The sequence below is a fragment of the Syntrophotalea acetylenica genome, assembly GCF_001888165.1.
GTDB lineage: Bacteria > Desulfobacterota > Desulfuromonadia > Desulfuromonadales > Syntrophotaleaceae > Syntrophotalea > Syntrophotalea acetylenica.
Map to the genome: position 1 here is coordinate 2,883,857 of NZ_CP015455.1, position 19,502 is coordinate 2,903,358.

21 protein-coding genes are annotated in these 19,502 nt (G+C 59.1%); 10 read left to right on the forward strand and 11 right to left on the reverse strand.

The features are described 5' to 3' along the window. Positions 1-62: 62 nt before the first annotated feature. Together A6070_RS13545 and A6070_RS13550 are read left to right on the forward strand one after the other, a co-directional pair. On the forward strand, positions 63-611 hold the full coding sequence (locus A6070_RS13545; protein ID WP_145926371.1) for a hypothetical protein: 549 nt from the start codon (positions 63-65) through the stop codon (positions 609-611). A 55-nt stretch (positions 612-666) separates the two neighbouring features. Further along, a complete protein-coding gene (locus A6070_RS13550) occupies positions 667-1,878 on the forward strand; it encodes a hypothetical protein (protein ID WP_072286264.1) in 1,212 nt (403 codons plus the stop codon). Between the two features lie 168 nt (positions 1,879-2,046). Here A6070_RS13550 and A6070_RS13555 read toward each other — a convergent pair whose 3' ends face one another. The 6 genes from A6070_RS13555 to A6070_RS13580 form a co-directional block, all read right to left on the reverse strand. After that, positions 2,047-2,574 (reverse strand): hypothetical protein, encoded by a 528-nt coding sequence (locus A6070_RS13555; protein ID WP_072286265.1) that lies wholly within the window; start codon positions 2,572-2,574, stop codon positions 2,047-2,049. A gap of 60 nt (positions 2,575-2,634) precedes the next feature. After that, a complete protein-coding gene (locus A6070_RS13560) occupies positions 2,635-3,066 on the reverse strand; it encodes a radical SAM protein (protein ID WP_072286266.1) in 432 nt (143 codons plus the stop codon). Between the two features lie 30 nt (positions 3,067-3,096). After that, positions 3,097-4,110 (reverse strand): radical SAM protein, encoded by a 1,014-nt coding sequence (locus tag A6070_RS13565; RefSeq protein WP_072286267.1) that lies wholly within the window; start codon positions 4,108-4,110, stop codon positions 3,097-3,099. An 11-nt stretch (positions 4,111-4,121) separates the two neighbouring features. Beyond that, positions 4,122-5,561, reverse strand: coding sequence for a radical SAM/SPASM domain-containing protein (locus tag A6070_RS13570; RefSeq protein WP_072286268.1), 1,440 nt, complete (start codon positions 5,559-5,561; stop codon positions 4,122-4,124). 248 nt (positions 5,562-5,809) lie between these two features. Then, positions 5,810-6,208, reverse strand: coding sequence for a hypothetical protein (locus tag A6070_RS13575; RefSeq protein ID WP_072286269.1), 399 nt, complete (start codon positions 6,206-6,208; stop codon positions 5,810-5,812). 341 nt (positions 6,209-6,549) lie between these two features. Continuing rightward, the gene (locus A6070_RS13580; protein WP_072286270.1) at positions 6,550-7,695 is read right to left on the reverse strand and encodes an NAD(P)/FAD-dependent oxidoreductase; all 1,146 of its coding nucleotides are present in this window, start codon (positions 7,693-7,695) and stop codon (positions 6,550-6,552) included. Positions 7,696-7,866: 171 nt separating this feature from the next. On the opposite strand from A6070_RS13580, the gene A6070_RS13585 reads away from it, so the two are divergent. Genes A6070_RS13585 through A6070_RS13595 form a run of 3 tightly spaced genes read left to right on the forward strand, consistent with a single transcriptional unit; the run spans position 7,867 to position 9,798 of the window. Continuing rightward, positions 7,867-8,451: a LemA family protein gene (locus A6070_RS13585; protein ID WP_072286271.1), complete on the forward strand. Its 585-nt coding sequence runs from the start codon at positions 7,867-7,869 to the stop codon at positions 8,449-8,451. Position 8,452: 1 nt separating this feature from the next. Then, the gene (locus tag A6070_RS13590) at positions 8,453-9,157 is read left to right on the forward strand and encodes a TPM domain-containing protein (protein WP_072286272.1); all 705 of its coding nucleotides are present in this window, start codon (positions 8,453-8,455) and stop codon (positions 9,155-9,157) included. An 8-nt stretch (positions 9,158-9,165) separates the two neighbouring features. Next, positions 9,166-9,798, forward strand: a complete 633-nt coding sequence (locus tag A6070_RS13595) for a TPM domain-containing protein (RefSeq protein ID WP_072286273.1) — start codon at positions 9,166-9,168, stop codon at positions 9,796-9,798. A gap of 3 nt (positions 9,799-9,801) precedes the next feature. On the opposite strand, the gene A6070_RS13600 is transcribed toward A6070_RS13595, so the two are convergent. From A6070_RS13600 to A6070_RS13615, 4 genes are all read right to left on the reverse strand, one after another. Continuing rightward, positions 9,802-11,064: a nucleotidyltransferase gene (locus A6070_RS13600; protein ID WP_072286274.1), complete on the reverse strand. Its 1,263-nt coding sequence runs from the start codon at positions 11,062-11,064 to the stop codon at positions 9,802-9,804. A gap of 200 nt (positions 11,065-11,264) precedes the next feature. Next, positions 11,265-11,960 (reverse strand): DNA/RNA nuclease SfsA, encoded by a 696-nt coding sequence (gene sfsA, locus A6070_RS13605; protein WP_072286275.1) that lies wholly within the window; start codon positions 11,958-11,960, stop codon positions 11,265-11,267. Beyond that, positions 11,957-13,153, reverse strand: a complete 1,197-nt coding sequence (gene serB / locus A6070_RS13610) for a phosphoserine phosphatase SerB (RefSeq protein ID WP_072286276.1) — start codon at positions 13,151-13,153, stop codon at positions 11,957-11,959. The genes sfsA and serB overlap by 4 nt, the downstream gene beginning before the upstream one ends. A gap of 166 nt (positions 13,154-13,319) precedes the next feature. Continuing rightward, positions 13,320-14,561, reverse strand: a complete 1,242-nt coding sequence (locus A6070_RS13615) for an FprA family A-type flavoprotein (protein WP_072286277.1) — start codon at positions 14,559-14,561, stop codon at positions 13,320-13,322. A 211-nt stretch (positions 14,562-14,772) separates the two neighbouring features. Here A6070_RS13615 and A6070_RS13620 point away from each other — a divergent pair, with 211 nt between their 5' ends. The 5 genes from A6070_RS13620 (at position 14,773) to A6070_RS13645 (ending at position 18,311) form a co-directional block, all read left to right on the forward strand. After that, positions 14,773-15,072: a J domain-containing protein gene (locus A6070_RS13620; RefSeq protein WP_072286278.1), complete on the forward strand. Its 300-nt coding sequence runs from the start codon at positions 14,773-14,775 to the stop codon at positions 15,070-15,072. Positions 15,073-15,097: 25 nt separating this feature from the next. Further along, positions 15,098-15,643: a nitroreductase family protein gene (locus A6070_RS13625; RefSeq protein WP_072286279.1), complete on the forward strand. Its 546-nt coding sequence runs from the start codon at positions 15,098-15,100 to the stop codon at positions 15,641-15,643. 323 nt (positions 15,644-15,966) lie between these two features. Next, positions 15,967-16,347 carry a lactoylglutathione lyase gene (gene gloA, locus A6070_RS13630; RefSeq protein ID WP_072286280.1) on the forward strand — a complete coding sequence of 127 codons (381 nt, stop codon included), beginning with the start codon at positions 15,967-15,969 and terminating at the stop codon, positions 16,345-16,347. Positions 16,348-16,797: 450 nt separating this feature from the next. Beyond that, positions 16,798-17,841, forward strand: coding sequence for a type IV pilus twitching motility protein PilT (locus A6070_RS13640; protein WP_072286282.1), 1,044 nt, complete (start codon positions 16,798-16,800; stop codon positions 17,839-17,841). Positions 17,842-17,861: 20 nt separating this feature from the next. After that, positions 17,862-18,311, forward strand: coding sequence for a hypothetical protein (locus A6070_RS13645; RefSeq protein ID WP_072286283.1), 450 nt, complete (start codon positions 17,862-17,864; stop codon positions 18,309-18,311). Positions 18,312-18,372: 61 nt separating this feature from the next. Here A6070_RS13645 and A6070_RS13650 read toward each other — a convergent pair whose 3' ends face one another. After that, positions 18,373-19,209: a nitroreductase family protein gene (locus A6070_RS13650; protein WP_072288022.1), complete on the reverse strand. Its 837-nt coding sequence runs from the start codon at positions 19,207-19,209 to the stop codon at positions 18,373-18,375. Positions 19,210-19,502: the final 293 nt, after the last annotated feature.

The window sequence follows — 19,502 nt, forward strand, 5'->3', positions numbered from 1 at the left end:
AAAGCACATAACCTTTGGCAAACGGGACAACCAGGGAAATTTTCCACCTTATGGAGAATACGGTGAAACCTCATGCATCCCCACAGCGGCCAGGGTGCCAGAAGGATTGTCTGAAGACCATGGCGGATCCGGACGGAGCCGTGCTGCAGCCGCCGTTTTTACTGCGACTCAGGCTCGCCATCACGCGACGCATGCATCCCCGTCACAAGCGCCGGATCCTGCAGAAAATAGACATCCTCGCCAGGCTTGCCCGCCTGTCCCGGGGGAAGGAGACGACGACGCCAGGTCAAACTCCTGCCAGCCCGGTCATCGATCCGCGCGCCGGCGATCTTGTCCGGGTCCGCAGCATCGAGGAGATCGAAGCCACCCTCTGTGTCCGTAGGCAGCTCAAAGGCTGTACCTTCATGGAGGAAATGAAACCCTATTGCGGCACCATGCGGAAAATCCTGCGGCCGGTAACCAACGCCGTGGACGAGCGCGACCACAAGCTCAAAAAAATCAAAGGCATCGTACTGCTGGAAGACGCCATCTGTGAGGGGACCCGGCGCTTCGGCCCCTGCGACCGCTGCTGTTACTATTTCTGGCGGATTGAATGGCTGCAAAAGCCCTGATGCGCGGCAAACAGGCCGGCACCTGTTTTTTTAATCAAAAAAAGGCGGGAAATACATGGACTACGCGGGTTATGCGCAATTCTGCAGGCTTATCGGATACAAGGTCATGGAAACCCCGAGCGGCATCTGGATCGGTCCGAGTTGCGGCTTTTTCAACCGGATGCCGCTGTACGAAACGACGCCACCCTCCAGAAAAGAGATGGATTCCCTGTTCAAACGCCATCCCATCGTCGGCCTCAACTATGCGGCGCCGCCGGCGGCAACCGCCAACCCCAGCCACAATTACTTTATCCGCGACAGAAACTACGGGCTGGACAGCCTCGACAAAAAAGGTCGCTGGAGCGTCAAAAAAGGGCTTGAACACTGCCGCGTCCGGCCGATGGATTTCGACGAACTGCAGCGCCTGGGCATGCCGCTGAATCAGGAATCCCTGGCCCGCCAGGGGCGCTCCGATCCGATGTTCACCAACGATGCCCAGTGGCGGCGCCTTTGCCAGGCCGGGGAACAAGTGGAGGAGGTCGAGGCATGGGGCGCCTTTGTCGGTGAAGAACTCGGAGCCTACCTGATCCTGATTCGGCTGGGTCCGGTGGTGAGCCTGTTATACAGTTCCTCGCGCAACAGCCTGCTCAATTGCCATCCCTGCCCGGCACTTTTCTTCTCGGTCGTGCAGACCATGATGCAGAGGACGGGGGTCGAAGCCGTTTACAACGGTCCCGAATGGTACGGTTCCGGCGCAGGACTGGATCGCTTCAAACAACGCCTGGGCTTCGTGGCCGAACCGATCGCCTTCATCCCCAGACTGCGCCCGCTGGCCAGCCGCATCCTGCACCGGCGGGAAATACGGCGCGCCATTGCCACCATCGGTCCCTGCGTATTGAGCTGCGAATGCCGCAACCGGATCGAAGAGGTTCTCGACCGTGCCTGCTGCCCTGTTCAGCCCGGCCTTCCGGCCTTTGAGGCCGGCGAAACGATCCGGGTACGGTCGCGTGAAGAAATCGAAAAGACGCTGAGTCCGGAAAGAGAACGGCACGGCTGCCTGTTCATGGACGAAATGGGGTCGTATTGCGGTACCGTGCAGCGCATATTCAAGCCTGTGCTGAGATATCTCGACGAAAACGACTACAAGGTCAGGCAATGCCAGGGAATCTACCTGCTGAAGGATGTGAGGTGCCAGGGCAGCCAGCTCCCCGAAGGTTGTGACTGTTGCTGCCTGTTTTTCTGGCGCGAGGAGTGGCTGGAAAAAATCTCCGCGATACCGGCAAACTGAGCGGGATACGAAAAGACAGCCTCCTAGTGCCCGGTGCGGTTAATCCTGCCTTCAAATTCCGGCCCTTTGGGTCGCTGTCTGCGTTGCGCCTTCTCGGCTTGACTCAGGCTAGGCCTGCGTCGGCGCGCCTTGCCAGCAACCAAAATGTCTCAGATTTTCTTGACACGACTAACCGCACGGGACACTGCCTTTGCGGCACAGACGAACGATCATTTCCAGCGCCTTCTGCACGCCAGGGGAATCCTGCTCGACAGGCTTCAGGTCCACATCCCCAAACCAGGCCAGATATTCCGACCAGGAGCCTTCGCAGATCATGTCATAGACACAACGGCTGCAACCCGGACCCTTCGCCTTGATCGCCCGGCGCGCATGGTTCCAGTCCCGCGTTTTGTCGTGGACCGGGGTAAATCGCTTTTCGCTGCCCCGCAGTTCGTGCAGTTCGCCCACCAGTTCGGGAAACGCCGGGATAACGCAAAACGGCACCGCTTCAAAATCGATGGCCACTTCAAATTCCTGGGCAGCCCCGATCAGCGCCTCCAGACAACCGCCGAGTTCCGTGTAGCGAGGCAGCAGCAAATGCCGGTTTTTTCGGGCATTGCCCAAAGCGTGAGGATAGGCGAAATTCACTCTTTTGACCCCGGACTCCGCATAAATTTTCAACATGCCGCCCAGCCGGGACAGATTGCCGCGTGACATCACCACTTTCCCCTCGACCCGGCAGCCGCGGCGGCCAAGATTGCGAATGCCGGCGAGGGTCTACTCAAAGCTGCCCTGGCGTTGCGTTACGGCATCGTGGAAATCCGCACTGTCACCGTGCAGGGGAATCGTGAAACAGAGGCGGTCGAAGCCGCGGATGGCGTCACACAGCGCCTCGCATGCCAAGGCGCGGCCATTGGTCTGAATGCCCACGGCAAAACCCCAGGACTGCGCCTGCCGCACAAGGTCGACAAAATCTTCGCGGATGGTCGGCTCGCCGCCGGTAAGCACCACCCGCGCGGCGCCCTGCCGATGATATTCCCGCAGCAGATTCATGGCTTGCTCCGTTGTCAGATCGATGGCCATCGACCGTGCCAGCAACGCATCCCGGTTGCCGGCAATCACGCAATGCAGACAATCGTTGTTGCAGGAATAGCCCAGCTTCAAATCGCAGATCAATTGACCCGTTTCCGCCATGCCCCTTGCGGTCATCGCCTCCTCCATGAAAATCGGCTGACAGGGTCAAAAAACCCTTATCAACCGGTGGTCCGGAAATTTTTTGCGCAGTTGCTCCCATAGCTCGTCAGGGTTCGGGGGACAACCCTTGCCCGCGGCGGCTGACGATACAATGCGAATCAGATTGGTGGGACAACGGGGCCGATAAGCATCCATCACCGATATATCCACTGTCTGGATCAATTGCCCCGGCCAGTCCGCGAAAGGCTCAAGCCCTCTGCTGCCATATCGGTCGGAATATCCCTTTTCCACCCCCGGACAACTCGCCGCGGCAAGACAGTCGGAACAGATTTGCGGCCTGATATAAAGCTCCGGGCAGGAGTCGATAATCAGGGGATCCGACTCCGGATGACATTGCGTAATAAAAATGGGCAACAGACAAAGCGGGCTTTTTTCCAGCACGAAATAGATCCCGTTTTCAAGCGCGACGTCGACCGCCTCCCACAGTGCGTTGCGCAGATCATCGACAGGCGCAACCAATTCGGAGTGTTTGCAGCCATCAATCAGCATGGAATATTTCACGCGCTTCACACCCAGTTCGGCCAGCAAACGGGTAATGGAGGCAAGGCGTGGCATGTTGTCCCGCAGCATGACGATATTGACCAGCAACCGGCAACGGCAGTCCACCAGGTTTTTCAGACCGGCACAGGTTTCCTCGAAACTTCCCGGTACCCGCGTCAGGCCATCATGCAGAGCGGCCGTATCGCCATGCAACGAAGAACGGACCACCACCGGATATCCGGCGAGACGTTCGGCGTTCTCCCGCCGATGAAACAAACGGCCGTTGGTAGCGAGGCTTATGCGATGTCCCCGCATCGCCGCATATTCCAGCAACGCCCAGAAATCCGGATACAACGTCGGCTCGCCACCAAACAGATCGACCCACTCCCCTGCGGGAACAGCTGCCAGGGTTCTTTTGAGAGAATCGAGGCCCGGCTGGACCCCCCGCGCAATCTCGTGAGATACCATGCAGAAACGACATCGATTGTTGCATGCGCCGGTCAGACGTAAAACATGCATGATGATCCTGTCTAGCCGCGCAATTCCGCCCGGGCTTTTTGCAGACCGCCACGCAGCGCCTGATAGCGCATCAGGGCATTGAGCTGCTCGGGGTCGCTGGCCATTTTCTCGAACACGAAATCAAACAGAAACCTGGTCAGCCGGCAACGGAAATCATCCGGCGGCACCGGCGTGAGCCCCCGCCCTTCCGCATAGCTCATGACCGGGCACAGTCCGCAATAGGGTTCATAGGCGCAGTCGCGACATAGTGGAGCGGAGGGGATGGAAGCACGCACCAGGTCCCGCGCCTTTTGCAAATGCACGATCTTTTCATAGGTGTCCAGGGCAACATTGCCCAGCCGGAACTCGGGAAACGAGCGGGCCTCGTCGCACGGGTAAATGTCGCCGTTGACATCATAGGCCAACTGACTGAAAACCGCGCCGCAGGGGTTGCGAAAATCGGCAAAGCCGACATCCGAACAATCCACCACCTTTTGCAGCGCCAGCAGCAAAAAGCGCTCCGTGACCACCACTCCCTCGTAGAGCAGGGCAAAGGTGTAATCCAGAATTTTCCGGTAACAATCCAGATAAGCGTCGAAATCGGAGATGTGGCTGTCGTCACGCCCCCGTCCCAGCGCCTGAGCCGGATTCAGACAGAGGATATCGATCCCCAGAGACAGGTGATGATCCACAATCTCCTTGTAATGCGGCAGGGACGCGGGGGTAAGCACCATCAGAAAGCCGGCGTGGCAGCCCGCCTGCCGCACCTGTTGCACCGCCGCCATGACTTGCCGGTAGGAACCGCACCCGGAACAGAAAGGGCGGTTGCGATCATGAATGGCTGGCGGTCCGTCCACGGACGTGGAAAGTCCGATCTGATTCTCCTTCAGGTAGTCGAGTGTAGAGGGGGTCAGCAATGTCAGGTTGCTCACCAGGGAAAAACGCACTTTTTTTCCGGTCTGCCGGGCTCTCTCCCTGGCAACAATGACCGTATGCCTGACGGCATCCAGATTGAGCAGCGACTCGCCGCCCTGAAACTCGATGGCCAACGATGGCACCGGACTGTGAAACGCAAAATCCACGATTTTTTCCGCGGTCGGCGCATCCAGATCCTGCAACGGGCCATTTTCCGGGGTTGACGAGGCGTGGCAATAGCGGCAGGCCAGATTGCACCGGCGCGTGGTAACGACAATATGCAGGGCCGCTCCGCGCAGATGGGGTGCGCGCCAACGTTCCAACGCCTGTTCAAGATCCTGTTGATTGTCTGGTGTGCGGAGCAGACCCCTCCGCTCAAGCCGTGCCAGCAGTTCCGCGTCCGCACGACAGGCATGCAGGGCAGCAAGCTCCTGCCGTGACACGAACATCCAGCTGCCGTGATCGGATACAAGCACCACTCGGTCCGACAGAGCCCTGGCCCTGAAATTGGCGCGCCAGTCATGACTGCTCACTGCCACCTTGCCGTCGATCGACATCCGAGGTTCCTTCCTTGTGATCGGTGCCGGGGAACACATCTGCCCCGGCACCGTCTACGACCCGCCTCAGTTGGGTTCCATCCATAGTTTCCGGATGGATGCAGCGTAGGTTTCATGCGGGAAACGAGCAATTTTTCGTTGTGGCGAGGAAATCAAGGGATTGCGCGGAGGCGTACATCGGTACGCCGCACAAGCAAGCCTGCGGATTGACGCCGCCACAGCGGAAAAGGACCGTTTCCGGATGAAAACTATTTAGTGCCGCGGAATTCCTTCTTGAGGCGAAGCATGTCGCCAACCAGCATGTCATGCATGACATCCTGGAACATGTCGCTGCAACCGTTGGAATGGCTGTTGTTATTGTGATCATCCTTCCAGTGGTTCACATGACTGTCCTTGCAATGGGAGGCGGCAAAACCGCTGCCCAGCTTCTCCACTTCCAGGACATTCAACGCATCCAGTTCCTTGCTCAAATTCGCGAAATCGAGGCGGCGGATCAGTTCGATATCCGCTCCCGTGACATGGAAATCCTTCTCGATCTGCTCGGGAGCGCGCAGATATTTTTCACGAAAAGCGGCATCAGTGGCGGAAAAATAGAGAAACTTCTGCACCGTCAATATTGGCTTGCCCGCGCTCTTTTCCTTGCCCATCGTAATCCTCCTTTTGAAACGCTGCTGTTTACGCTTTCGCTCTGGCCGATTTCAGCCGGCGGCTTCGGTTATCGCAATCCCCATCCATCTCACCCCCCTTCCGCCAAAGGTCCAGCAATAAGGTGTCGCCATCCTGGAAAAACGAGTATTGTTTGAGTTTAATTTTATATTTAAAAAAATCAAGAAAATAAATATAAATTTTCTAATTTATTCAAGGAAACAAAAACCACGCTGTCGCGGCCAGGGACAGGCGGTGCAGGAAAAGATGAAGCTGCCCGCTAAAGGCCTTGTTTTCCAAGGGAAGCAAAAAAGCCGGAATATGCCGATGAGGATGAGGGGCCTCAGGCGTCGGGCGCAGCTGGCTCGCTGTCCCGCAGCTCGCCGGACACCTGAAAGTGATGCATGAAGCGCCGGTCGATCCAGTCCTTGAGGTAAAATACCCCCCTTCCCTGGAGGGCGAACCTTCCCCGGCCCAGAAGGCCCCGGCCGTCTCCCAGATTGAGAAGCAGCAGATGCTTGTCCCGGGGAGAAAACCGCAGCAGGGGCTGATCCTCAAGGTATGCCATGAGATTCCGATAAAGAACCGGACTTTGCCGGATAGCATGCACGCAGGCCTTGTCCAGGGGATGGTCCCGGAAGGTTATGCAGTCTCCGCCACCGAATATTTCCGGATAATGCACCGACTGCAGGCAGGCGTTGACCAGCAGGCCGCCATCCTTGCCCACCGGTAAAGGCGAGGAACAAAATGGCCCGGACGGCCGAACCCCCGTGGCACACAAGGCCAGGTCGAAGGGAAGCTCACTGCCATCATCCAGGCGGGCGCGGCCCTGCGCCGCCGCAACCACACGAACGCCCTCGCGAATGCGGACGCCGCGTCTTTCGAGGGAAGCCCGGCACAGACGGCGGGCCTTGTCGGAGAAACGTGCGAGCAAACGGTCACCAGCCACCAGGCCGACCGCAAGCCGACCATGGATCCGCGCAGCCAGGCAACACAGGTTACCGGCAACTTCGACGGCGGCCGGCCCGCCGCCGATCACCAGCACCTGGAGAGGCCGGCGAGAGCGGCACGCGAGGATCTGACGTTGCGCCAGCAGAAGATTTTGAATCGGCTTGACCGGCAGCACATTATCGCGGGTTGCGCTGATTCCTTTTAGCGGCACATTGCTGCCGGTATTGAACGAAACCACTGTGTAGCCCAACTGCCGACCGTCACGCAGGGTCAGTCGGCGCTGCCCGGCATCGATATGCGCCACCTCCCCTTCGAGAAATGCGCCACCGCGATCCTCGACCATACGGCGCAGATTGAACCGGCTTTGTGCGGGAAGATAGATACCACCGAGCAGCCCCGGCCCCATGCATGCAAAATAATGACAGGGAGCGGAACTGACCAGAGTGACGCGATGCCCCCGGCTGACGAAATCGTCAAGACGCTGCATGACAGTCAGGTGGGCATGCCCGCCCCCGACCAGCACCAGATGTTTTTTCATGAATACGCCTCCGGTTGTGAGCAACGCGGAATTACCGGCACGGCAAATCCCTGAGAAGCATGATCCACAATCCCCTGGGACAAAGCCTTTACAAAAACCGTTCCCCCATTTACCATGAAAGCATTATAAATCGAACCCCATTGCAAACTTTTTTCCGCGAAAGGAAACACCATGAAGCGTCTGATTTTGTTGCTGATCGCCGCGATGCTGGTCGGACCCCTGTCCGGCTGCGGCTACAACCAGATCCAGCAGAATGAAGAAGCGGTCATTGCCGCCTGGGCGGATGTAGAGGCAACCTACCAGCGGCGCGCCGACCTGATTCCCAATCTGGTATCGACGGTCAAGGCATATGCGGCCCACGAACGGGAGACGCTGCAGGCCGTGACCGAAGCGCGCGCCCAGGTGGGGCAGGTCAGGGTCAGCGCCGAACAATTGAACGACCCGCAGGCCATGGCCGGATTCCAACAGGCCCAGTCCCGGATGTCCGGCGCCCTTTCGCGGCTGTTGCTGGTAGCTGAAAACTACCCGGATCTCAAGGCCAATCAGAACTTCATGGATCTGCAACATCAGCTCGAAGGTACGGAAAACCGCATCAATGTCGCACGGCAGCGTTACAATCAGGCGGTTCAGGTGTTCAACAGCTCGATCCGTACCTTTCCCAACAACCTGACCAACAAGTTTCTTTTGCACCTGGAACGCAAGACCCCCTTCCAGGCCGATACCGAAGCCGCAAAAGCGCCTGCGGTCAATTTCTGAGATGCGGCGGACAGTCCTTTTCATTCTTGGCTTGCTGCTGTTTTCGTCTTCCGGGCTGCACGCCCTGGACGTGCCACCAGCCACAGCCTACGTCAATGACCGTGCGGACATGCTGTCGCCTGCCATCGAACGGCAGCTGGAGGAGGATCTGCGCAACTTCGACCGCAGTGATTCGACCCAGCTGGTGGTGCTGACCATCCCTTCTCTGGAAGGTGAGGTGCTGGAAGAATACAGTCTCAGGGTAGCTGAAACCTGGGGCATCGGCCAGCGTGGCAAGGACAATGGCGCCCTGCTGCTGATCGCCCGCGACGAACGCAAGGTGCGCATCGAAGTCGGCTATGGCCTGGAGGACCGCCTGACCGACCTTCTGACCGGACGTATCATCGACCGGGAAATCACGCCACGCTTCCGTCGCGGCGATTTCGACGGCGGCGTGGTAGCCGGCGTGCAGGCCATGGCCCAGGCGGTGCGTGGCGCCTATCGCGCCGAACCAGCCCAAAAGCGCCGTTCAAGCGGCTTCTGGACTCTGCTGCTGTTCCTTGGTCCCTGGCTGCTACTGGCCGGGCCGCGGCGCACTTCCCACCGGCGCGGCGGCATCTGGTTTGGCGGAGGAGGATTCGGCGGTGGCGGAGGTTTTGGCGGCGGTGGCGGCTTCTCCGGCGGTGGCGGAGGCTTTGGCGGCGGCGGTTCCTCAGGCAGCTGGTAGGAGAAAAAATGAAAAGCACAGCGCGTAATTTTTTTTCAGCGGAAGAGCAGCAGCGCATCAGGCGCACCGTGGAAAACGCGGAAAAGGCCACCAGCGGCGAAATCGTGCCGATGGTGGCGTCCTGCGCCTACGACTATCCCCGCGCCGAGATTCTTGGCGGCGGTTTTTTCGCCCTGGCCGCGGCCACCACCTTGAGCTGGGGCTTTTTCCAGGAATCCCTGTGGGTTTTTCTGGCCTTGTTTGTGCTGCTCTATCTTCCGTGCAAATGGCTCATCCGTTTCTGCCCGCCCCTCAAGCGCTCCCTCATCAGCGATCGGGAAATGACCGAGGAAGTCGCGGAAAAAGCCCTGGTGTCCTTCGTCGAGAGGGAATTGCATCACACCCGGGACAATACCGGAATTCTGATCCTCATCTGCCTGTTCGAGCATCGCGTGCAGATCCTGGCGGATCGCGGTATCAATGCCGTGGTACCGCCCCGGACCTGGGAACACATCGTCGCGGAGCTGACCGCCGGGATCCGGCAGCAACACGCCTGCGACGCACTGTGTCTGGCCATCCAGAAATGCGGCGAGCTGTTGGCTGGTCAATTCCCGGCACGCAGCGACGACGAGGATGAACTGCCCAACCTGGTCCTCGAGTAACCGTCACCGGATTTTTGCGTCCACCGCCAGCGGGGCTTCATAAAAATCGCGGTTGCGGTTTGCCCTGGACCACCCCGGCAGCAACAGGCTGTAGTTGCAGGTGGCCCGCACATCCAGATCGAACATGGCGCGCGCCAGACGATACCGCTCCGCATCCACGCCGTAGGCACGTCTCAGCTGCGCAAAAACGCGTGACAGATTGGTAAGCAGCGGCAGCTTGCGGCGCTTGCGGGCAGCGCCGAGAAACGCCCGGCCCCGTGAGCTGGACCCGAGCAGGCGCAGGTAAAAAGGGCCGGCGGCCAGCATCCCCTCCATGAGGTCGGCCCGCACATCGTTGAGAACGTACATCAGGATGCGTTGAATCCGGGTGCGGGTAAACTGACGCACCTTCACCACTTCGACCAACGCCTGCATATCGGCGCTGCTGACGGCGGCTTCCGCCAGGCGGGCATCGAGGCCGTTTTCGACCTGATAGAGCGTCCGCAGATAATCGCGTCCACGGAAGATCTGCGCCAGCAACAGCCGGTGCAGCAGATCGTCATCAGGGCTCAGCCCCTTCCCGAGAGCCCGACGCAGGATATCGGCCGACGCCCGCGGCAACAACCCATCCACCTTTTTGCCCGCCGACAGGCGTTGCCGGATGCCGGTAGCGCTGGCGACATTGCCCTCCCCCACCGTTTCATCATGATAACCGGCTCCGATACGCGAAATGGTCAGCGGCCGGATGGAGCTGCCGATCGCCCACAGGGCGCGCAGGTATTCGATGCCGAGGATATTGTTGGGCTGCGCCAGTACCAGGCAAGCGGCATCGTCACCGGACAATCCGGCATATGCACGGCCGCGGGCGGCGGCAAAATGCACCCCCTGGCGCAGCAGGGCAGCGGTTTCGTCGGCCACCTGCACGCGATGTTGGTCAAGCAGCCGGGCCACGCGCTCCAGGTTTTCCAACGCCCCTGATTCGCTGCCGAAACACAGACTGCTGACACCAAGGGCATCCAGACATCGAACCGCTCCGAGGGCAAAATGCGGCGCGCTGCCACAGGCAAAGGGGAACGGCAACTCTATGACCAGGTCGATGCCGCAGCGCAGTGCCATTTCGGCCCGCAACCACTTGTCCACCAACGCCGGCTCACCGCGCTGCAGAAAATGCCCGCTCATCACCGCCACCGCCACCTCCGCCCCGGCCGCCTCAAGGCTGGCCCGCAGATGTTGCCGATGCCCGTTATGGAAAGGATTGTATTCGGTGATCAGGCCGACCGCGCGCATGGCGGGAATCCTTTTGAAGGGTCAAGGGTCAAGGGTCAAGGGTCAAGGAAAATCATCCTTTTCATGGAGCCAATGACAAAGGACAAAGGGCCATTGACAGGTCTGCCACTTGTGACGACGCGGGGACGCAACCCCGCGTTTTTTTCCAGTTACCGAGGGCTGCGTGATGGGAACCTGGGGGGGAGTTTTCAGAGAAGTCCTCAATCGAGAATAACCGGCAACCTAACATCGACACGGTTCTCCGCGACACTCACCCGGCTGCGGTACGCCAGAATCTCCACCCCACAGTCCTGCGCCTGGCGCAGCAACTCGCCATAGCGCGGATCGATGGAGTCGGCGGGGCAGAAGGCCTGTGCTTCGCCACGCTGCACCAGAAAGAAGATAACCGCGCGATAGCCCTGGCCAGCGGCCCGCATCAGTTCAATCAGATGTTTCTGCCCCCGCGCGGTCACCGCGTCCGGAAAACAGGCTACTCCGGGACGGCAGATGAGAGTTACGTTTTTAACCTCGACCAGGGCCTTGCGCTCACCCTTTTCCAGCAGAAAATCGATACGGCTGTTACCGTAAACATGCTCCGGTGTGACCCGCCAGTCACGCAACTCGGCAATCGCCCCGCCGCGCAACGCCTCTTCCACCACCCGGTTGGTGCGATGGGTATGAGTATCGACCCAGTACCCTTCGACCTCTATCAACTCCAGGGTATAAGCCAGCTTGCGTTTCGGATTGTCGCTGCGGGAGACCAGCACCCGGTGTCCCGGCACCGCGCACTGACGCATGCTGCCGGTGTTGGGCGTATGCGCCGTCACCAGCGTTCCATCGGCAAGTTCCACCTCCGCCAGAAAGCGTTTGTAACGCCGCAGCAAATGCCCTTCGATCAGTGGCGCGGGGAGCTTCACCCTTCCAGTTCCGCCATTTCCCACTCGGCAATGCCAAGCAGGTAGAGAATGGAATCGAGACTCGGCTGATTGATCCGATACTGGGCCTGCTCGCGCACCCGGGCCTTGGCGTTGAAGGCGATACCGAGACCGGCTCTGCCGATCATTGGCAGATCGTTGGCGCCATCGCCAATGGCGATGGCCTGGCTCAGGGCTATGCCCTCGCGCCGGGCGATTTCCTCCAGCAGTTCGGCCTTGCGCTGGCCATCGACAATGGTACCGCGCACCTCGCCGGTCACCTTGCCGTCTTCGATCACCAACTCGTTGGCGTAGGCATAGTCGAGTCCCAGTTCCTGCTTGAGCCGATCGGTGAAAAAATTGAATCCCCCTGAGATAACAGCTGTCTTGAATCCGAGCTGGCGCAAAACCCGCACCAGGTTCTTGGCGCCGGGAGTAAACGGCAGGGCACGGTAGACCGCTTCCAGCGCATCGCTGGAGAGTCCCTTGAGCAAGGCTACCCGCTCGCGCAGGGCCTGCTGAAAGTCGAGCTCGCCGTTCATGGCCCGATGGGTAATCTGCGCCACCTGCTCACCAATACCCGCCAGCCGCGCCAGCTCGTCGATAACCTCGACCTGGATCAGGGTCGAATCCATGTCGAGCACCACCAGACGCTTGGCGCGGCGGTAGAGGTTTTCCTTCTGCAGGGCGATATCGATACCCAGGCCAACGCCGGCGTTGAGCAGCTTGCGGGTCAGCTCCTTGATGTCGAGCCCCTCGGGGACATTGATGGCAAACTCGACGCAGCGCAACTGGCCGCGGGTAAGCTTGTTGATGCGCTGAATATTTACCCGGTCGGCAGCCAGCGTGGCGCCGACCCGCGTCAGCGCCTCGGCGTTGACCTCGGTGCCGAGCATGGTCAGCACATAGGTGCAGCCCGGCTGTCGCAGCCGGTAAGATGCCGGATCAACCGCTTCGAAATCGAGATCGAGGCCCAGTTCCTTGGCCCGGAACAGCAGCTCCTTGAGCAGCGGCTTGTTGTCGCGCATACCGTCGGGCAGTTCGATGAGCACCGACAGGGAAGCCGTGGTATGGGCCACGCTCTGTTCTATATCGCGGATGCGTGCGCCGGCCTCGGCAATGCAACCGGCCACCGCGGCGATAATCCCGGCCCGGTCCGGCCCGGTCATGGTGACCAGCACCAGTTTATCTTCCATGGGCAAACCTCTCAGAGAGTATCCATCCTCAAACCGCGGATGGATACAGCATGGTTTTCATATGGGAAAAGAGCCTTTCCCGGATGGAAACCAGGTAAGAAAAAGGGTGGTATTCTACCCTCAAATGCCTCATGCGGCAAGCCCATCCTGCAAGACCTCCCCACACTCAGAAAACACTGTCAGGCAGGGCCGATTCCCGCACCTGCCGAGCCAGCTGCCGGGCGCAACGACGCACCTGTTCGAGGGTATCAACGGTCGGCGCCCCCCTGAATTCCACCGGGTCGACAAAATGCCAGCCCATATGGCGCCGTTCGAGGATTTCATCGAGTTCCTTCTGCGCCCCGCCGGACCAGCCGAAGCTGCCGGTGCGCATCGCCAGCTTGCCTTTGACGGACTTGCGACCGAGTTCATCGAGAATGACGGCCATGGGAGGAAACATCTGATACTCGTAGGTCGGCATGGCCAGCGCAATGCCGGTCGATTCCCAGGCCGAGGCCAGAATATCGCCGATATGGCTCTGCGGCACCTGATAAACGACGGCGTCCACGCCCTCCTCGGCAATGCCATCGAGCAGAGGCTCCAGCGTCTTGCGGGTATTGCCGTACATGCTGCCCCACAGCACCGTGACCAGAGGTCTGGCCGGTCCTTTGGCATAGGATGCGAGGCGTTGATAGAGTCGGATGATGCGTTCGGGGTTTCGACGCCAGATCGGACCGTGCCCGGGAGCGACAATGCGGACATCGAGCTTGCTCACCTTGTCGATGGCATTGATCACCTGTTGCGAAAAACGCCCCACGATGTTGGCGTAATAGCGCAACGCCTCCCGCTCGAAAATTTCAAGCTGCGCCGCATCGAGCTGATCGTCACAGAACGCCTCGCCAATGGCGCCAAAAGTACCGAAAGCATCGCAGCAGAGCAGGGTGCCGGTAGACGTCTCGAAGGTGGCCATGGTATCCGGCCAGTGCACGTTGGGGATTTCCTCGAATACCAGCCGCTTGCCGTTGCCCAGGTCGACGCTGTCCCCGGACTTGACCGCCCGGAAAGCCACATCCAGTCCGAAAAAGGCTTTGGCCAGTTCCACCCCGCGGGCCGTGGCCAGCACCTCGAAATCATGGTTCATGGACGAAAACGACCGCAGCCAGCCGGTGTGATCCGGCTCGGTATGATTGATGATCACATAGCGTATGTCCTCCGCCTTCACGCCCAGTTGATCGAGTTGGGCATAAAGCGTTTCCGGCACGCCGTCCCAATCGCCGACCCCGTCGATGATGGCCACATCCTTTCCCTTGACCAGATAGGAATTCATCGAAGCACCCTTCGGCAGGGGCCAGATCCCTTCGAAAAGCACCTCGGAACCGATATTGGCGCAAAGACGGTAGATTCCGTCGGCAACTTCGTTTGCTCTCATGTCATCCTCCCACGTTTGAATAGAAATGGGTGAGAAACCTCAAGAAAAAACCTATCGCTTTTGGCGACGGGAAGCAATGCCGGACAGCAAAATCAGCACGTTTTTCGACCCGGAATGACAATCGGCCACCGCCGCCGGTTGTTTTAATGACCTTGTTTATCTATAGTTGATGACATCGTATAAAGCCCGCCACAACCAAAGATGGATGCCCATGACTTACGAAGAACTGCAAAAAGCGCTTCAAATCTTCGGCCTCGGCGAAACGGCTTCCCTGCAGGAACTCAAAGCCCGCCACCGCCAGCTTGCCAAGGCTTATCACCCGGATGGCGGCAACCGGACCGACGGCGACGCCATCCGGGAGCTGAATGCGGCCTACAGGCTGCTGCTTGAGTATATCCGCCACTACCGTTTCGGCTTCGACGAGCAGACCTTTTACGAACAATGCCCCGAAGAGCGACTGCGGCGGCAGTATGAAGACGACCCGGTTTGGGGCGGCAAGCCGCAATCCTGACCCCGCGCCTGGAGAGGATGGCCCTGTGGATTTTTCGGAATTGCTCCAACGCCGCCAGAGCCTACGAAACTATAGCAATCGCCAGGTGGAACCGGAGAAACTTCGGCAACTCGCCGAAGCGGTACGCCTGGCGCCATCCGCCTGCAACGCCCAACCGTGGACGCTGATCCTGGTGGACAAGCCGCTGCTTAAAGACAAAGTCGCCCGCGCTGCCCACAGCAAAGCCTTCAACCTCAATCGTTTTGCCGCGCAGGCACCGGTGCTGGCCGTGCTGGTGCGGGAAAAACCGAAGTGGACCGTGCGGATGGGAGCGATGGTCAAGCGACGCGACTTCCCTCTTCTCGATCTCGGCATCGCCGCCGCCCACTTCTGTCTGCAGGCCGCCGACCTGGGCCTGGGCACCTGCATGATGGGCTGGTTCGATGAAAAGACCGTCAAAAAATTGCTGCATATCCCCAGAAACAGGCGCGTCGTTTTGATCATCAGCCTTGGCTACGCTTTGCCGAACGAACCGCTGCGCCCGAAAATCCGTAAAGACAGGCAAACCGCATGCCGGCACAACCGTTATTGAACCATCCGCCAATTGCTCCACAGCAAAAAAATCCCGCATTGGCTGCCGGCAATGCCGACACCCTGGCCCGCGAAACGCTTGATCTTCCTTATCCATACCGCAGCAGCGCTACCGATCCGAAAGGACGAAGCCGCACCGCGGCGGACTTTCTGTGCTGGGCAGCAATATCGTCCCCTCCGAATCCTGCCATCGCCTGCAAAGCGTGCGTAAAACATTTATAGTATGAGAGACAGGGTGCTGACTCACACCCGGCAATCAGCAGAAACTTTAAGCCACTACAGGTGACTTCGGTCCGAGACAACCATCATGGGAGCGCGACAGACATGAAATACGAGATGATTCACAGCTGCATCCGGGTCCTCGACCTGAAAAAATCCGAACATTTCTACCAGCAGGCCTTCGGCTTCGAAATTTCCCGGCGACTCGATTTCCCGGAACAGAAGTTTACCCTTTCCTATCTGCGCAGCTCAGGAGGCAGCTTTGAACTGGAACTGACCTGGAATCACGACCGCACCAGCCCCTATCAGGCCGGCGACGGCTATTCCCACCTGGCGGTAGGGGTCAAGGACCTGCTGGCATCTCACAGGCAGCATGAGGCGCTGGGCTTTACCCCCGGGCCCCTCAAAGGACTGGCAGGTGGCGAACCCAAATTCTACTTTCTAAAGGATCCGGACGGTTACATGGTGGAGGTCGTCAGAATCTGATGCCCATCGACCACCCTTTCCGACTGTGCATTTGAACAGTCAAAAAGGGGTAAACGTCCCGCCATTTTTACGGAAAGCCACGTGGTGGATTCGAGGCCGGGCAGGTATAGTCCAACCATAGACAAAACGCTCCGCAGAGCGATACAACACACGGTTTAAAACCTCCATCTTTTGCGCGTTGCCTCCACCTCCAGGACAACGCGCTTTTTTTTGTCCATTACCCCTGTGCACCCGCACCATCCCACCCCGCGCGAAAAAAAACAGGCAAGCGCCATATCCGGCCGCAGAGGCACGCAACATGCAATGTTGCCGGGATCTGGATCAACACTTTTCAGCTGGGTTTCACCCGGAAACAACTCTTTTCCCATACAAAACCTGCGCTGTATCCATCCGCGGTTACCGGATGAACACGAGCTGCCCTGACGAAACAGGGCCACTGGGGACAAAATCATGGCAAAAATCGATTCTCTGTTCAAAATTTTGAAAGACAAGGGAGGCTCCGACCTGCATCTTTCAGCAGGAAATCCGCCGCTCATACGCCGATCGGGTGATTTGGAGCCGATCATGAGCCAGGCCCTCGGTCACGAGCAGAACAAGGCCCTGCTGTACGAGATCATGAGCGAAACACAACGCAAAACCTATGAGAATACCCGCGATCTTGACTTCGCCTATGAGGTCGCGGAGCTGAAATCGCGTTTTCGCGCCAATATCTTCATGGGGCGGCTCGGCATCAGCGCAGTGTTCCGCCTCATCCCTGCGGAAATCCTCAGCGCCGAACAACTCGGTTTGCCGCCGACCGTGCTCAATCTGACCCGCTTCAAAAAAGGTTTGGTGCTGGTCACCGGGCCGACCGGCAGCGGCAAGTCAACCACGCTGGCAGCCATGATCGACCACGTCAACAAAACCCGCAAGGATCACATCCTGACTGTGGAGGACCCCATCGAGTTCGTGCATCTCAGCCAGCAGAGCCTGATCAATCAGCGCGAAGTGGGCCGGCACACCCGCTCCTTCGCAGCAGCCCTCAAGGCGGCACTGAGGGAAGATCCCGATTTGATTCTGGTCGGGGAGATGCGCGATCTGGAAACCATCGAGCTGGCCATCACCGCCGCCGAGACCGGGCATCTGGTGTTCGGCACCCTGCATACCAGCAGCGCCGCCAAAACCGTGGATCGCATCATCAACGTGTTCCCCACCAACCAGCAGGAACAGGTCCGCACCATGCTCGGCGAGTCTCTCAAGGGGGTCATCGCCCAGCAACTGCTGCGGACGGTGGACGGCAAACGCTGCGCCGCCCTCGAAATCCTTTCGGTGACCCCTGCGGTCTCCAACCTGATTCGCGAAGGCAAGACCTTCCAGATACCCTCGGTGATCCAGACCGGCAAAAATCAGGGCATGCAGCTCATGGATCAGGCCATCCAGGACCTGCTGAACGCGGGAAAAATCACCCGGGAAGAGGCGCAGAAGTTCGCGGCCAACAAGGCTTTGTTTCAGTAGCAAACCCAACAGGAGCAGGCATGGACGATCAAAAAATCGCCAAGAACCGCAGGCCGGTGTTCTTTACCCTGGCCAACGGTTCCGGATTGGAGGGAGAGGTTTTTCTCAGTCTTTACGAAGCCCGCCGGCCTGGCCCGCAGCGCGTCGGCGAACTGCTGAACGGAAGAGAAACTTTTCTGCCGGTAAAAACCGCCGCCGGGACTCTCCACCTGAATGTCGCCAACATTGTCCGGGCCACGACACCTTCAGCGGAAGAACTGCACGAACTGATGACTTTGGGGAAAAGGTACCACGTCGGGATCACCACCCTTTGCGGACAGGAAATCACCGGCGACATTTTCGTCGATCTCCCGCAGCACCGCAGCCGGGTAAGCGATTACCTCAACAGGCCGAACCGGTTCATTCCGGTTGTCATGCCGGGCAGCGTTGTCTATGTGGCGCGCAAATTTATTCTCTCGGTGCGGGATTAGCAGCAAGGCCCCGTCGGTAGACGGGGCCTTTTGTCAAACGGGCAATTGATCGTGTTATGCGCTACTGTTTGTCCCAGATCACACGGTTGACCTTGAGATCCGCGTCACGCTGCACGGTACGATGGTAGGTCACCGCCGGCTTGCCGAACAACATGACATACACAATCTGGTGAGATTCGGGAATGCCGAGCCGGATGCCGAGATCCGGAAGCATATCGACCATGGCCCACTTGGCCAGGCCGTCCCAAAGGGTGCCCAGACCCATGGTCGCTGCCATCATTTCGAAGGTGGTCATGGCGATGAAACCATCCGCCATCGGTGTCGGCGCCTTGGCGTCGACGGACACGATCAACAGGTGGGGAGCCTTGCGGAAAAGGATATCCGCGCCTTTGTCCCAGGCCCGCAGAATGCCACCGTAGAATTCCTTGCCCTTGGGCAGCCGCTCTTCCGCGACCAGTGTCCGGATGCCTTCCATGGTCGCGTGCTTGACCTGCTCCATGGTCTGCTGGTCCTCGATCACCGTAAACAGAACCTTGCGGGAATTGACGCCGGTGGGTGCGTGGGTGGCGATTCGGAGCAGCTCGTCGACAGTTTGTGCATCGACCGGCTCATGTTTGAAGCGCCGGATGGAGCGCCGCCCCTTGATAAGGGTTTCCATCTGCGCTGCCGAGGGGAAATTCCCGGCCAGCGGCAGGCTGGCTTCCGGCTTCAGGCCCAATATCCCCAGAGCGCCGGTCGGACAGACCGCCAGACAGTGCTGACATTCGATGCATTTCTCCTCTTTGTCTTCACCAACGCAGGGTACCCCCTCCCCCATGGCCAAAACATTCAACGGGCAATCGCGAACACACTGTTCGCAGCGGGTGCACTTGTCGCTGTCTATCCTCAAGTCGAGCATACCGTCCTCCATGCCGGAAAGATGCCGCGGTGCGGCGTTGTCCTTTGCTGTTTTTTTAACATGGCAACGGAGCAAGGACAAGGACGGAAAAAGCATTCATGAAGCAACGATGCCAGCCGCCCCCCCTTTGACATCCCGCAAACTTGAATGATCTTTTGGCGGGGTTAGGCGGCGGACCAGGCAGGCGGGGCGCGGGGGCTAAATCGTCGTCCTTTGACGACACGATTGGCAGGGAAATCCTCGGGATTTTCGCGGTGGAATGAAGTGCGCCGGGATAGCAACGTGCCGAAGCC

What these genes read in the sequence shown, in the direction of transcription:
- A6070_RS13550 (WP_072286264.1), top strand. Translation starts at nt 667, where the DNA reads ATGGACTACGCGGGTTATGCGCAATTCTGCAGGCTTATCGGATACAAG.
- A6070_RS13640 (WP_072286282.1), top strand. Translation starts at nt 16,798, where the DNA reads ATGGCAAAAATCGATTCTCTGTTCAAAATTTTGAAAGACAAGGGAGGC.
- A6070_RS13560 (WP_072286266.1), bottom strand. Translation starts at nt 3,066, where the DNA reads ATGACCGCAAGGGGCATGGCGGAAACGGGTCAATTGATCTGCGATTTG.
- A6070_RS13565 (WP_072286267.1), bottom strand. Translation starts at nt 4,110, where the DNA reads ATGCATGTTTTACGTCTGACCGGCGCATGCAACAATCGATGTCGTTTC.
- A6070_RS13575 (WP_072286269.1), bottom strand. Translation starts at nt 6,208, where the DNA reads ATGGGCAAGGAAAAGAGCGCGGGCAAGCCAATATTGACGGTGCAGAAG.
- A6070_RS13585 (WP_072286271.1), top strand. Translation starts at nt 7,867, where the DNA reads ATGAAGCGTCTGATTTTGTTGCTGATCGCCGCGATGCTGGTCGGACCC.
- A6070_RS13570 (WP_072286268.1), bottom strand. Translation starts at nt 5,561, where the DNA reads ATGTCGATCGACGGCAAGGTGGCAGTGAGCAGTCATGACTGGCGCGCC.
- A6070_RS13580 (WP_072286270.1), bottom strand. Translation starts at nt 7,695, where the DNA reads ATGAAAAAACATCTGGTGCTGGTCGGGGGCGGGCATGCCCACCTGACT.
- A6070_RS13615 (WP_072286277.1), bottom strand. Translation starts at nt 14,561, where the DNA reads ATGAGAGCAAACGAAGTTGCCGACGGAATCTACCGTCTTTGCGCCAAT.
- A6070_RS13620 (WP_072286278.1), top strand. Translation starts at nt 14,773, where the DNA reads ATGACTTACGAAGAACTGCAAAAAGCGCTTCAAATCTTCGGCCTCGGC.
- A6070_RS13650 (WP_072288022.1), bottom strand. Translation starts at nt 19,209, where the DNA reads ATGCTCGACTTGAGGATAGACAGCGACAAGTGCACCCGCTGCGAACAG.
- A6070_RS13600 (WP_072286274.1), bottom strand. Translation starts at nt 11,064, where the DNA reads ATGCGCGCGGTCGGCCTGATCACCGAATACAATCCTTTCCATAACGGG.
- gloA (WP_072286280.1), top strand. Translation starts at nt 15,967, where the DNA reads ATGAAATACGAGATGATTCACAGCTGCATCCGGGTCCTCGACCTGAAA.
- serB (WP_072286276.1), bottom strand. Translation starts at nt 13,153, where the DNA reads ATGGAAGATAAACTGGTGCTGGTCACCATGACCGGGCCGGACCGGGCC.
- A6070_RS13595 (WP_072286273.1), top strand. Translation starts at nt 9,166, where the DNA reads ATGAAAAGCACAGCGCGTAATTTTTTTTCAGCGGAAGAGCAGCAGCGC.
- A6070_RS13645 (WP_072286283.1), top strand. Translation starts at nt 17,862, where the DNA reads ATGGACGATCAAAAAATCGCCAAGAACCGCAGGCCGGTGTTCTTTACC.
- A6070_RS13590 (WP_072286272.1), top strand. Translation starts at nt 8,453, where the DNA reads ATGCGGCGGACAGTCCTTTTCATTCTTGGCTTGCTGCTGTTTTCGTCT.
- A6070_RS13555 (WP_072286265.1), bottom strand. Translation starts at nt 2,574, where the DNA reads ATGTCACGCGGCAATCTGTCCCGGCTGGGCGGCATGTTGAAAATTTAT.